The organism is Hyphomicrobium sp., assembly GCF_036833075.1.
Lineage (GTDB): Bacteria > Pseudomonadota > Alphaproteobacteria > Rhizobiales > Hyphomicrobiaceae > Hyphomicrobium_C.
Genome location: NZ_DAITQL010000003.1, coordinates 89,838 through 102,676 on the forward strand (window position 1 = coordinate 89,838; position 12,839 = coordinate 102,676).

The following is a 12,839-nucleotide window of genomic DNA, read 5'->3' on the forward strand; positions in this document are numbered from 1 at the left end:
CACTTCGCGTTAAGAAAACGCGGCAAGCCAAAAACATAGAGCCTCGCCTCTGAGTCTGTCAGAGGCGAACAGGCTCTAGGTTTCGCGGCGGGAAGGGAAGGCACGGCGGTTACCATGAAGCTCATCGCCCTCTATACGCGCGCACTCGGCATGCTCGGGGCGGAGAAGGGGCTCGCGCTGGTGCTGGCGGCCGCCTCCGTCGTCATCGGCGTCGTGCAACTCGCCGAGCCGATCCTGCTCGGCCGCGTCGTCGACGCGCTCGCGCGCGGAAACGAGGCTTTTCCCACCATCGCGCTCTGGGCCGCCCTCGGGCTTTTCGGCATCCTCGCGAGCGTGGTCGTCGCCGTGCTGGCCGACCGCCTCGCCCACCGCCGCCACCTCGCCGCCATGGCGGAGGCTTTCGACCGAGCCATGGCGCTGCCGCAAGGCTACCACGCCGACCGCGGCTCGGGCGCCGTCGTCCGCTCCGTCATCCAGGGCACGGACGCGCTCTTCTGGCTCTGGCTCGGCGCCATGCGCGAGCAGCTGACGGCCGTCGCCGGCATCGTGCTGCTGGTGCCGACGGCCATCGGCATGGACATGCGCATGGCCGCGATCCTGGCCCTGCTCGCGGTCGCCTACGTGGTGATGAACACGCTCGTCATGCAGAAGACCAAGGACGGCCAGTCGAACGTCGAGCGCTACAACGCAGCGGTCTACGGCCGCGTCGGTGATGTCATCGGCAATGTCACGGTGGTGCAGAGCTTCGCGCGCCTCAAGGCCGAGAGCGAGGCCATGCGCGCCGTCATGAGCGATCTTCTGGCCGCGCAGTACCCGGTTCTGACTTGGTGGGGCATTCTCACCGTGCTGCAGCGCGCGGCGGCGACGATCACCATGGTCGCCGTGTTCGCGCTCGGCGCGGTGCTGGCGGGACGCGGCGAGCTGTCCGTCGGCGCCATCGTCTCGTTTGTCGGCTTTGCCAATCTTCTGATCTCCAAGCTCGATCAGATTGCGGGCTTCGTCACCGCCATGCATCGGCGCCGGCCGACGTTCGAAGCCTATTTCGCGCTCCTCGACGAGCCGGTCGGCATCGCCGAGAAACCCGATGCGCCGCCGCTCCCGCCCGTGAAGGGCGATGTGCGCTACGAGGGTGTGAGCTTTCGTTTCCCGGGCACGGAGCAGGGCGTGCACGACATCGCGCTCGCCGCCGCGCCGGGCGAGACGGTGGCGCTCGTCGGCCCGACGGGTTCGGGCAAATCGACGACGCTCTCGCTGCTCATGCGGCTTCGCGCTCCGGATGCCGGCCGCATCCTGATCGACGGCACCGACATCGCCGACGTGACGTTGGCGTCGCTTCGCCAGCAGGTGTCGGTCGTGTTCCAGGATGCGGGCCTCTTCAACCGCTCCATCGGCGACAACATCGCCATCGGCCGCCCGGGCGCGACGCTCGCCGAGGTCGAGGAGGCCGCACGCCTCGCCGAAGCGCATGAGTTCATCCTGAGGAAGCCCGACGGCTACGGCTTCGTCATCGGCGAGCGCGGCGTCGCGCTCTCGGGCGGCGAGCGTCAGCGCCTCGCCATCGCGCGGGCCATCCTCAAGGACGCGCCGATCCTCGTGCTGGACGAGGCGACAAGCGCGCTCGATGCCGAGACGGAAGCCCGCATCAAGCGCGCGCTCGACCGTCTCCGCGCGGGCCGTACAACTTTCATCATCGCGCACCGGCTCTCGACGGTGGCCAACGCCGACAGGATCTTGGTGCTCGATCAGGGCCGCATCGTCGAGCAGGGCCGCTTCCGCGAGCTTGCCCAGGGGCAGGGCCTGTTTGCCCGCATGGTCGCCGAGGGCGGCTTTACCGTGCCTAGGACATCCGAGGCACACGCCGCCCCGCAAGCCGCGGCCACAGGAGGTTGAGCGCGAGCCCCGCCATCACCAGCCCCGCCGCGGTGAGCTTCCAGTCCTGCAACGGCTCGCCGAGCCAAAGCACCGAGGCGCCGATGCCGAACACCGGGACGAGCAATGCCATCGGCGCGACGGTCGCCACGGGATGGCGCGCCAGCAGCCAGCTCCACGTGGCAAAGCCGAAGAGCGTGTTGCCGACCGCCTGCCAGAGCACGGCGCCCCAGGTCGCGGCGTCGGCCTGAATGAGCCCGTCGCGGATCGCCAGCCATCCCTCGAACGCGAGCGAGAGCGCGAGGAGCGGCGGCAGCGAGAACAGGCTCGCCCATACGACATAGGCCAGCATGTCCGCGGCCGGAGTCGCGCGCACGACGATGTTGCTGCCCGCCCAGGCGGCAGCGGCGATCAGCACCAGCACGATCCCGAGCGGCGTCGTCGCGCCGTCGGTGTGGACGAGGATGATCGCGAGCCCCGCGAGCGTGATCAGCAGCGCGACGACCTGGAACGGCCGGACGCGTTCGCCGCTGATCGCCATCGCGAGCCCGATCGTGAAGAATACCTGTGTCTGGATGACGAGCGAGGCGAGGCCCGGCGTGACGAGCCCGTTCATGGCGATGTAGAGGATACCGAACTGGCCGCCTCCGACCAGCAACCCGTAGCCCGCAAGATTGCGCCACGGCACGGCCGGCCGCTTGAGGATCAGCACGGCAGGCAGGAGCGAGCAGAGGAACCGCAGCGACGCGAACAGCAGCGGCGGCAGATGCGTGAGCCCGATGTGGATGACGACGAAGTTCGATCCCCAGACGGCCGTCACCGCGAGCGCGAGCAGCGCATGGCGCAACGGCAGGCTGGTGGACGGACTGCTCACGGGACGACGCTTTCGTTTGGAACGCGCCTTTTAGGCGCGCCGGCAAGACGGCGCCAGTGCGCACGTGGCCGCGACGTCCTCAATCCCTCCCGCGCAGAGGAGGGCGCGCGGGCGGCGTCAGTTGGCGGAAACGGCCGCCGGGGCCGGACGTGGACCGCGGCTCGTCCCGAAGCCATGCATCCTGAGCGCCCACTGCAGCGCCACGATGAAGCCCTTGACCGGCTGCAGGAGCGCGAGCGTCAGCACGACGGTCAGCGGCAGCCAGAGCGAGAGGTGGAGCCAGACCGGCCAGCCGTAGCGGAACTCGGCCCAGAGCACGAGCCCGACCACGATGTGCCCGACGATCGACATCACGATATAGGCGGGCATGTCGTCGGCCCGGTGGTGATGGAGCGGCTCGCCGCAGGACGCGCACGTATCGACGACCTTGAGGTATTTGCGGAACAGGGCGCCGGTCCCGCAGGCGGGGCACATGCAGCGTGCGCCCCGGGCGAGGGTAACGGCCATGGTCGGCTCTTCGGCAGTCATTGGGAACCTCCTCGATGCGGGGCTCACGCCCTTGATCCGCGGAGGGATAGAGTGGATTGTATGGATCAGCAACGCGCGATATGACCTACTTGTATGGATTGGACCCCTACAATCACCGACCGCCAAGGCCCCCTGTACCAGCGCATCGTGACGGCGCTGGCTGAGGACATCGCCGCCGGCCGCCTGCATCGGGGCCAGGCGCTTCCCACCCAGCGCGCGCTCGCACGCGCCCTCGGCGTCGACCTGACGACGGTGACGCGGGCCTTCGCCGAGGCCCGCCGCCAGGGACTCGTCGAGGCGAGGGTCGGGCGCGGCACGTTCGTGGGCGCCCACCCGCCTGCGACCGTGCGGGGTGCTGCACCCGGCATCGACCTCTCCATGAACCTGCCACCCCAGCCGATCGAAGCGGACCTCGACGGGCGGCTCGCGAAAGCGGTCTCCGACATTCGCGGTTCGTCGGGGATCGCGCCCTATCTCACCTATCAGCAGCCCGGCGGCACAGCAGCCGAACGGCAGACGGCCGCGGACTGGCTCCAGGGTCTCGTTCCCGGCGTGACCGCGACCGCAGCCCGTGTCCTCCTCGTGCCCGGCACGCAATCGGCGCTCTTCTGCCTCCTGCTCACCCACGCGGCCCCCGGCGATACGGTTCTGACCGAGCGCCTGAGCTATCCCGGCCTCAAGGCCGCGGCCGCCGCCGCGGGCCTCCGGCTGGCCGGGGTCGAGATGGACGCGGAGGGGATCGTCCCCGACGCCCTGGACCGGGCCGCCCGCACCGGCACGGCCCGGCTCGTCTACCTGATGCCGACGCTGCACAATCCAACGACCGTGACCATGCCGGCGGAACGGCGGCGCCACATCGCCGATGTCATCCGTGCGCGCGGCCTGACGCTGATCGAGGACGATCCCTATTCATTCCTCGTCCCCGGCGAGACGCCGGTCTCGGCGCTGGTCCCCGAGCGGGCGTACCTGGCCGCCAGCCTTTCGAAATGCATCGCGCCGGGCTTGCGCACCTCGCTCGTCGTGGTGCCGGATGCCGAGGCGGCCGCGCGGCTCGCGAGCCTCTTGCGCGCCACGCTGCAGATGCCTGCGCCCCTGATGGCCGCCGTCGCCACGCTCTGGATGCGCGACGGCACCGCAGGCGCGATCGTCGGCGCCATCCGCTCGGAAGCCGCGGCGCGGCAGGCGCTCGCCCGCGCGGCGCTCGCCGGACACCCCCTGGCGGCCCACCCCGGCGGCCTTCACGTCTGGCTACCGTTGCCGCAGCGATGGCCGGCCCAGCGCTTTGCGGCCCACCTCAACGGGCGCGGCCTCGCCGTCGTCACCGGGGAGGCGTTCGCGACCGATGCGTCGCCGCCGAACGCCATCCGCCTCGCGCTCGGCGCCGCACGAAGCCGCGCGCAGCTCGCCAGGGCGCTCGAGATCCTGTCGGAGGCGCTCGCCTCACCCGCGCCCGACGACGAGGTCGTAGTCTGAGGCCGAGCCCGCCTCGGATCAGGCCGGCTCCTGCTCGATCACGGCGAGCGCATCCTCGGCGCGCTCGTGCACGCGCGTCTCGAGCCCGCGCCGCCTGAGTGCGTCCTGCAGCTTCTCACGCGTGAGCGCGCTCGTCGCATAGCGCGCCATGCGATCGTAGTGATGCTTGTGCACATAGGCGACCATGTCCGCATACGCATCGTAGAGGTCTTCGGCGATGCGGCAGCCGTCCTGGTTGACGATGGAGTTGACGCGCCGCCCGGCGGCCGTGCTCGCCGCCACGATCGCCTTCTGCAGATCGTCGACGTCGGCCTTCTTGCGCGCGCTCCAGCCCGAGAGGTTGATCGCCAGCACGTTGCGGGCCGCGTCGTAGCTGATGCGCTCGTGGAGGTTCTCGTTGAGGAGGTCGGCCAGGAGCCCCATCGGCGCATCGCGGAAGATCGCCGGATTCATCGTTATCGGCTTGTGGATGTGCGGCTTGAAGGCCATGTGCGGAAGGATGTCCCGCTCGATGTCGATGCCGGGCGCCACCTCGATCAGCTCGAGACCGTGGTCGGTGAGCTGGAACACGCAGCGCTCGGTCACGTAGATCACCGGCTGCTGCTTGCGCGCCGCATAGGGCCCGGAGAACGTCACCTGCTCGACCTGATTGACGAACTTCCTCGCGCGGCCTTCCTTGACGATCTTGAGCTTGCCGTCCTCGATCGTGACCTCGAGCCCGCCCGCCGTGAACGTGCCGGCGAACACCACCGCACGGGCGTTCTGCGAGATGTCGATGAAGCCGCCGCAGCCGTTGAGCCGGCCGCCGAACTTGCTGGTGTTGACGTTGCCGAGGCTGTCGCACTCCGCCATGCCGAGGCAGGTGAGGTCCAGGCCGCCGCCGTGGTAGAAATCGAACATCTGGTTCTGGTCGACGATCGCATGCGCGTTGGCCGACGCTCCGAAGCTCGATCCGCCCGCCAGCACGCCGCCGACCGCGCCCGCCTCCGTCGTCATGACGAGGTAGGGCGTGACCTTCTCCTCGTTGGCGACGTTCGCCACGCCGTCGGGCGCGCCGACGCCGAGGTTGATGACGCCGTTCGGCGGCAGCTCGAAGGCCGCGCGCCGCGCGATGATCTTGCGCTCGTCGAGCTCCATGCGCGGCAGGCTGTCGACCGTGACGCGCACCTCACCCGCGAGGCCGGGATCGTACATCACGCCGTAGTTCATGCGGTGCATCTCGGGCGGGTCGGCGATCACCACGCAATCGACGAGGATGCCCGGGACCTTGACGTCCTTCGGCTTGATGAAGCCCGCTTCGACGATGCGCTCGACCTGCGCGATGACGACGCCGCCGTTGTTGTGCGCGGCCATCGCCTGCGCCATCACGTCGAGCGTCAGGCACTCCCTCTCCATGCTGAGGTTGCCGAGCGGATCGGCGCTCGTCGCCCGGATCAGCGCGACGTTGATCGGCGTCGCCTTGTAGAAGAGCCATTCCTTGCCATCGACCTCGACCAGTTTGACGAGGTCTTCCTTGGTCGCGGTGTTGACCTTGCCGCCGCCCAGGCGCGGGTCGACGTAGGTGTGCAGCCCGACCTTGGTGAACAGCCCCGGGCTGCCCGCAGCACAGCTCCGGTAGAGCTTGGAGATGACGCCCTGGGGCAGGTTGTAGCCCTGGATCCTGCTCTCCTGCGCAGCCTGCGCGACCTTCGGCATGCGGCCGAAGTTGGCGGCGATGACTCGTTTCAGGAGTCCCTCGTGATGCAGCCGGCCCGTGCCGAGCCCCTTGCTGTCGCCGGCGCCCGCGCACATGATGAGCGTGAGGTCGCGGGGCGCGCCCGTTTCGACGAAGCGCTTCTCGAGGGCGGCATGCAGCATCTCGGGGATGCAGCTTTGCACGAAGCCCGTCGTGGCGATGACGTCGCGGTCCCTGATGCGCGCGATGGCATCGTCGGCTGACATGACCTTGCTGCTCGGCATGGTGCGTTCCCCGGAATGGCGGTCACTCTGTTTTCGTCCGCAAGGTCTCCCCACGGAGGATCGGTGACGTGCTTTGGATGTAACGCCGACGATATAAAGGCGAGCGCCGCTACGCCGCAACAGTCGCCATCGTCCTACTCGAACGGGTGATTTTCAACCTACCCATCTCCCAAGAGGGCGAGGAGAAGCCCCTCGCCGGGTCACACGTTCGCCGGAATTGGTTCGCCATGTGCGGGGCGCGACGGGGAACGAATGAGGGAGGGACCGCCATGGCTCGGGAGAGATCCGGGGCGTCCGTGTATGCTGCCGGCTTCACATCGGACAACGCGCGGCAATTCTCCGCGGGCCTCGGCGCCAGGCTGCTCTCGGCGGTCGCCGTGCTCTTTTCCGGCTACAGCCTTTGGGACACGACGCTCCGGAACGCCGAGCTGCGCGTGTTCGTGCCGCGCGTCGTCTACTATGCCGCGCCCTACAACAACACCAATTTCGAGATGATCCAGGTTCCCGTCACGATCACCAACGAGGGGGCGCAGACCGGCACCATCCTGCACATGGACCTCGCGGTGACCGATCCGCGAACGAACGAGACGAAGAACTTCTACGCGGCCGAGCTCGGCGTCTGGTCCATGGAGCGCACGCGCACGAAGAGCTACACGGGCTTCGCCCCCCTTTCGCTCGCCGGGCGCGAGAGCCGCACGGAATCCGTCATTTTCTACACGCGCGGCGACGACGAGAAGCCGGAGCAGATCATCCGCGAGGTCGGCCCCTACGCGTTCACGCTGACCGCGACCCTGGCGCGCGACACCGGGGGGTTGGCCAGCCTCAAGGGCGGCGCCGCCGACGACACGAAGCCGGTCACGGTCCGCTTCGAGCGCATGCTGCCGTTCTACGACGCGCGCGCGTTCGAGAACGGCACCATCTTCATGCACGCCAAGGACTGGACGTCCTCATCCAGCGACGCGTCCGAATAGCCCCATGCCCGCATTGACTTGCGGCCCGCCGGCACCATAGTTAACGGATGATCATGAGACGCCTGCTGACGCTTGCCGCCGCGATACTGGCCGTGCTGCCGGCCCTGTCCGGCGCCGGCCGCGCACAGCAGTCCGGCGGCTTCTCCACCACCGCCAGGAACGCGATCCTGATGGATTACGAGTCCGGCTCGATCATCTACCAGAAGGCGGCCGACGAGTTGGTGGCGCCCGCGAGCATGAGCAAGCTGATGACGCTCGCCGTGCTCTTCAAGGCGCTGAAGGACGGCAAGGTCACGCTGGAGACCGAGTTCCAGACCAGCGAGAACGCCTGGCGCAAGGGCGGCGCGCCCTCCGGCACCGCGGCGATGTTCATCCCGATCAACAACAAGACGCCCATCAGCGAGCTGATCCAGGGTATCGCCGTCCAGTCCGGCAACGACGCCGCCATGACGGTTGCCGAAGGGCTCGCGGGATCGGTCGAGAACTTCGCCAAGATGATGGAGGCGGAGGCGCGCCGCATCGGCCTCGAGAAATCGACGTTCCGCAACGCCACCGGCCTTCCCGACCCCGAGCACCTGATGACGGCCCGCGAGCTCGCCGAGCTCGCCCGCTACATCATCAAGACCTACCCGGACCGCTACAAGGTCTTTAGCCAGCGCCAGTTCGATTACCGCAAGCACAAGTTCTACAACCGCAACCCGCTGCTTTCCGCCAATATCGGCGTCGACGGCATGAAGACCGGGCACACGAGCGAGGCAGGCTACGGCATGGTGGTCTCGTCGGTCTCGGACGGCCGCCGCCTGATCGGCGTCGTCATGGGCTTCGAGACGGAGAAGGAGCGCCAGAGCGAGACACGGCGCATGCTGGAGTGGGGCATCAAGAGCGTGGCCAGCGCCAAGCTGTTCGACGCCGGCGAGGCGGTCGGCTATGCGCGCGTCTGGGGCGGCACGGATTTCTACGTGCCGCTGGCGGGCGACGGCGACCTCGAGGTCATCCTCCCGAAATTCCCGCTGAACCAGAAGATCCGCGGCGAGATCGTCTACGAGGGCCCGCTGAAACCGCCGGTGCGCAAGGGCGACCATGTGGCGGTCTTCCGCGTCACCAGCATGGTGCCGGGCAGCAGCGAGCCGATCGCCGTCAGCGAGACGCCGCTCTATGCGGAGAACGACGTCGACGAGGCGAGCTTCTACTGGCGCGGTGTGGACTCGCTTCTCCACCTCGGCCTGGCGATCATGCCCGACATCCGCGCCCTGCTGGATCGGGACTGAATTTTTCAGGTCCTCCGTCCGCCCGGCCCACCGTTGGGATCGATGCCTGACGCAGGTTAACGGCATTCTGTGCGCTTCCCTCGGTTGTCTTCTCCGACTAGTGTCCCGCGGAATGAAGCGAGGAAAGTTCATCACGTTCGAAGGCGGCGAGGGCGCCGGCAAGTCCACGCAGGCGGGCCTGCTTGCCGAGCGCCTGCGCGTGGCGGGCCTCGGGACGGTCGTCACGCGCGAGCCGGGCGGAACGCCACTCGGCGAGGCCGTCCGCTCCCTCGTGCTCGACACCCGGCCCGTGCCGGTCACCGAGCTTCTCCTGTTCGCCGCCGCCCGCGCCGAGCACGTGGCGGAGGTGATCCGGCCCGCGCTCGCCCATGGCACCTGGGTCGTCTGCGACCGCTTCATCGACTCCTCACGCGTCTACCAGGGGGCCCTCGGCGGCGTGCCGCGCGACCTGATCGATGCCATCGAGGCCGGAAGCGTCGCGCCGACCTTCCCGGACCTGACGATCGTGCTCGACCTCCCGCCGGAAACGGGACTGCAGCGCACGGCGAGCCGCGGCGCGCTTTCGCGCTTCGACGCTGAGAGCGCGAGCTACCATCGCCAGCTTCAGGAAGGGTTCCGCACCGTCGCCCGCGCCGAGCCTGAACGCTGCCTTCTCATCGACGCCGACCGCGCACCCGGCGAGATCGCAGACGACGTGTGGCGCGCCGTCGAGACACGCCTGCTCGCGGAAGCCCGCTGATGACCACGCGCGCATTTCAATCACGACGGCATCCCTCCCCCCTTGTGGGGGAGGTTAGGAGGGGGGGAACCCGCAGCGCGGACGTTGGGTGTCCACCTACCCCTAACTCTTCCCCACGTCGAGTCGAAGACCGGCCTTCGGCAAGACGGGGAGGGGAATTCGCGCGCCGTCGGGAGGCAAGCTGACCATGGCCCGCGCGCCCGCCGTCCAGGAGATCGAGGAGTTGCCCGAGGCCGACCGCCTCGACGGCTTCCCGCACCCGCGCGCAACCGCGCGCCTCTACGGACACGAGGCGGCGGAAGAGACGCTCGAGCGGATGTTCGCCTCCGGCCGCATGCACCACGGCTGGCTGATCACGGGAGCCGAGGGCATCGGCAAGGCGACGCTCGCTTATAAGTTCGCGCGCTACATCCTCGCCGATCCCGCCGAGCGCACGCCCGGGACGCTCGACATCGCGCCCGACACCCGCGCCGCCCGCCAGGTGCGCGCTCTCTCCCATCCCGGCCTGCTTGTCATCCGCCGCGTCTGGGATCAGAAGACCAAGCGCTTCCCGTCCGCCATCGCCGTCGACGAGGTGCGCCGCCTGAAGTCGTTCCTCAGCCGCACCGCCGGAGAGGAGGCCTGGCGCGTCGTCATCGTCGACCGCGCCGAGGAGCTCAACGTCTCCGCCGCCAACGCGCTCCTGAAGTCGCTCGAGGAGCCACCGCCGCGCACCGTGTTCCTGCTCGTCGCCTCCGCCCCGGGCCGTCTCCTGGTGACGATCCGCTCGCGCGTGCGCACGCTCGACTTGGCGCCGCTCGGCGAGGAGGCCCTGCGCCGCGCCGTGACGCAGGCGTTCGCCGCGAGCGGAGACGAGGTGGCGGCCGGCGCCCCGGCGCCCTCGGACTGGGAGCGTCTCGCCCGCCTCGCCGAAGGCAGCGTGCGCCGGCTCCTCTCCCTGCACGCGGCCAAAGGCGTGGTGCTGCACGAGCGGATCTCGGCGCTGCTCGCCGGCCTTCCGGTGCTGGACTGGGGGGCCGTTCACGCATTGGGCGACGAGCTTGCGAGCCCCGCCGCCGAGCAGCGCTACGAGCTCTTCTTCGAGCTTCTGATGGGGGCCGTTGCCCGCCTCGTGGACGCGGAAGCGCGCGGGGACGGCCCGGCGCCGGAAGCCGCCCTCGCGCACCGCCTGATCGGCCCCGCACGGCTTGCCACCTGGGCCGGCTTGTGGGAAAGAGTGGCCGCGGACAAGGCCGATGCCGCGGCCCTGAACCTCGACCGCAAGGCCCTGATCCTCGACGTCTTCTCCCGTTTGGAGCAGGCGTCGCGTTCCTGACGTTCCTTCGGAAGCTCGCGCGAGAAATGACCTGGTCAATGAGAGCGCCGATCCACGACGCGCGAATGTGACGGGTTCGTCCCCGTATCCATCCAGCGATGAAAACCTGGTCATTGACGACTGAGCGAGGCCCTATGGGCGACCGAAAGAAGTTCTACATCACGACCGCGATCTCGTACCCGAACGGCGTGCCCCACATCGGGCACGCCTACGAGGCCATCGCTACCGATGCCATCGCCCGCTTCGAGCGCCTCGACGGCAAGGACGTGTTCTTTCTCACCGGCACCGACGAGCACGGTCTCAAGATGAAGCAGACGGCCGTGAAGGAGGGTCTTGCGCCACGCGCGCTCGCCGACCGCAACACCGCCCGCTTCGTCGAGATGGCCGCGGTGCTCGGCCTTTCCAACGACGACTTCATCCGCACCACCGAGCCGCGCCATTACGAGACCTGCGCCGAGATCTGGCGGCGCATGGAGAAGGCCGGCGACATCTTCCGGAAGCCGTACGGCGGCTGGTACTCGGTGCGCGACGAGACCTACTACAAGGAGAGCGAGACGGAGGTGCGCGAGGATGGCGTGCGCTATGCGACGCCGACCGGCACGCCCGTCGAATGGACCGAGGAGGAGACCTACTTCTTCCGCCTCTCGGCCTACGAGGAGCGCCTGCTCGCGCACTACGAGGCGAACCCCGACTTCATCCTGCCGGCAGAGCGGCGGAACGAGGTCGTGAGCTTTGTGAGGAGCGGCCTCGAGGACCTCTCCATCTCGCGCTCGACGCTCGACTGGGGCATCCCGGTCCCCGACGCACCGGGCCACGTCATGTACGTCTGGGTCGACGCGCTGACGAACTACGTGACGGCCACGGGCCTGCTCAACATGCCGAAGGGAGATCGCGCTGGCTTCTGGCCCGCCGACGTGCACGTCATCGGCAAGGACATCGTGCGCTTCCACGCCGTCTACTGGCCGGCGTTCCTGATGTCGGCCGGCATCGAATTGCCGAAGCGCATTTTCTCGCACGGCTTCGTGCTGAACAAGGGCGAGAAGATGTCGAAATCGGTCGGCAACGTCGTCGATCCGTTCGATCTCGTGCGCGCCTACGGCCGCGACCAGGTGCGCTACTTTTTCCTGCGCGAGGTGATGTTCGGCCAGGACGGCAATTATTCGCCGGAGGCCATCGCCAACCGCATCAACGCGGACCTCGCAAACAACCTCGGCAACCTCGCGCAGCGCTCGTTGTCGATGATCTACAAGAATTGCGACGGCCGGATCCCCGAGCCAGCCGTCTTCACGGCCGAGGACGAGGCGATCCTCGCCGCCACGGACGCCCTCTACGCGGAAACCCGCGCAGCCATGGATAAGCAGGCCGTCACGCGCTACCTCGACGCCGTGTGGGCCGTCATCGCCGACGCCAACCGCTATTTCGCGGCCGAGGAGCCGTGGGCGAAGAAGAAGACCGACCCGAAGCGCATGGAGACCGTTCTCTACGTGACGGCCGAGATCGTGCGCCAGTTCGCTATTCTGGCGCAGCCCGTGATGCCCGAGCTGGCGGCCAAGCTGCTCGACCTTATATTGCCGGGTGACACCGAGAGCCGCAGCTTCGCGAGCCTCGGCCCGGCCGGTCGCCTGGTCCCCGGAACGCCGATCCCCGAGCCGCAGGGCGTTTTCCCGCGCTATGTCGATCCGGAGGAGCAGCCGAAACAGCAACCGCCTCCGAAGCAGAAGAAGGCCAGCAAAGGCGAGAAGGAATAAGCCGGTCATCCCCACGCCGCAGCAGATTTCCTCTCCCTGATGGGGAGAGGGTCAGGGTGAGGGGGCTTGACCGGGACGGAGATAAATACGAAGGG

10 protein-coding genes are annotated in these 12,839 nt (G+C 68.5%); 7 read left to right on the forward strand and 3 right to left on the reverse strand.

The window, feature by feature from the left end:
- Positions 1-114 precede the first annotated feature (114 nt).
- The gene (locus tag V7082_RS02155) at positions 115-1,890 is read left to right on the forward strand and encodes a glucan ABC transporter ATP-binding protein/ permease (protein WP_334145927.1); all 1,776 of its coding nucleotides are present in this window, start codon (positions 115-117) and stop codon (positions 1,888-1,890) included.
- Here V7082_RS02155 and V7082_RS02160 read toward each other — a convergent pair.
- Positions 1,838-2,743 carry an EamA family transporter gene (locus V7082_RS02160; protein WP_334145929.1) on the reverse strand — a complete coding sequence of 302 codons (906 nt, stop codon included), beginning with the start codon at positions 2,741-2,743 and terminating at the stop codon, positions 1,838-1,840. The genes V7082_RS02155 and V7082_RS02160 overlap by 53 nt on opposite strands.
- A 117-nt stretch (positions 2,744-2,860) precedes the next feature.
- Positions 2,861-3,271, reverse strand: a complete 411-nt coding sequence (locus V7082_RS02165) for a DUF983 domain-containing protein (RefSeq protein ID WP_334145931.1) — start codon at positions 3,269-3,271, stop codon at positions 2,861-2,863.
- 93 nt (positions 3,272-3,364) lie between these two features.
- Between V7082_RS02165 and V7082_RS02170 the strand changes: the two genes are divergently transcribed.
- On the forward strand, positions 3,365-4,744 hold the full coding sequence (locus tag V7082_RS02170) for an aminotransferase-like domain-containing protein (protein WP_334145932.1): 1,380 nt from the start codon (positions 3,365-3,367) through the stop codon (positions 4,742-4,744).
- A gap of 18 nt (positions 4,745-4,762) precedes the next feature.
- Here V7082_RS02170 and V7082_RS02175 read toward each other — a convergent pair whose 3' ends face one another.
- The gene (locus tag V7082_RS02175) at positions 4,763-6,703 is read right to left on the reverse strand and encodes an acyl CoA:acetate/3-ketoacid CoA transferase (RefSeq protein ID WP_334145933.1); all 1,941 of its coding nucleotides are present in this window, start codon (positions 6,701-6,703) and stop codon (positions 4,763-4,765) included.
- A gap of 269 nt (positions 6,704-6,972) precedes the next feature.
- On the opposite strand from V7082_RS02175, the gene V7082_RS02180 reads away from it, so the two are divergent.
- The 5 genes from V7082_RS02180 (at position 6,973) to metG (ending at position 12,744) form a co-directional block, all read left to right on the forward strand.
- Positions 6,973-7,674, forward strand: a complete 702-nt coding sequence (locus V7082_RS02180) for a hypothetical protein (RefSeq protein WP_334145935.1) — start codon at positions 6,973-6,975, stop codon at positions 7,672-7,674.
- Positions 7,675-7,727: 53 nt separating this feature from the next.
- On the forward strand, positions 7,728-8,942 hold the full coding sequence (locus tag V7082_RS02185; protein WP_334145936.1) for a D-alanyl-D-alanine carboxypeptidase family protein: 1,215 nt from the start codon (positions 7,728-7,730) through the stop codon (positions 8,940-8,942).
- A 112-nt stretch (positions 8,943-9,054) separates the two neighbouring features.
- On the forward strand, positions 9,055-9,681 hold the full coding sequence (gene tmk / locus V7082_RS02190; RefSeq protein WP_334145938.1) for a dTMP kinase: 627 nt from the start codon (positions 9,055-9,057) through the stop codon (positions 9,679-9,681).
- 187 nt (positions 9,682-9,868) lie between these two features.
- Positions 9,869-10,996 carry a DNA polymerase III subunit delta' gene (locus V7082_RS02195; protein WP_334145940.1) on the forward strand — a complete coding sequence of 376 codons (1,128 nt, stop codon included), beginning with the start codon at positions 9,869-9,871 and terminating at the stop codon, positions 10,994-10,996.
- A 134-nt stretch (positions 10,997-11,130) separates the two neighbouring features.
- Positions 11,131-12,744, forward strand: coding sequence for a methionine--tRNA ligase (metG, locus tag V7082_RS02200; RefSeq protein ID WP_334145942.1), 1,614 nt, complete (start codon positions 11,131-11,133; stop codon positions 12,742-12,744).
- The last annotated feature ends 95 nt before the right edge of the window (positions 12,745-12,839 follow it).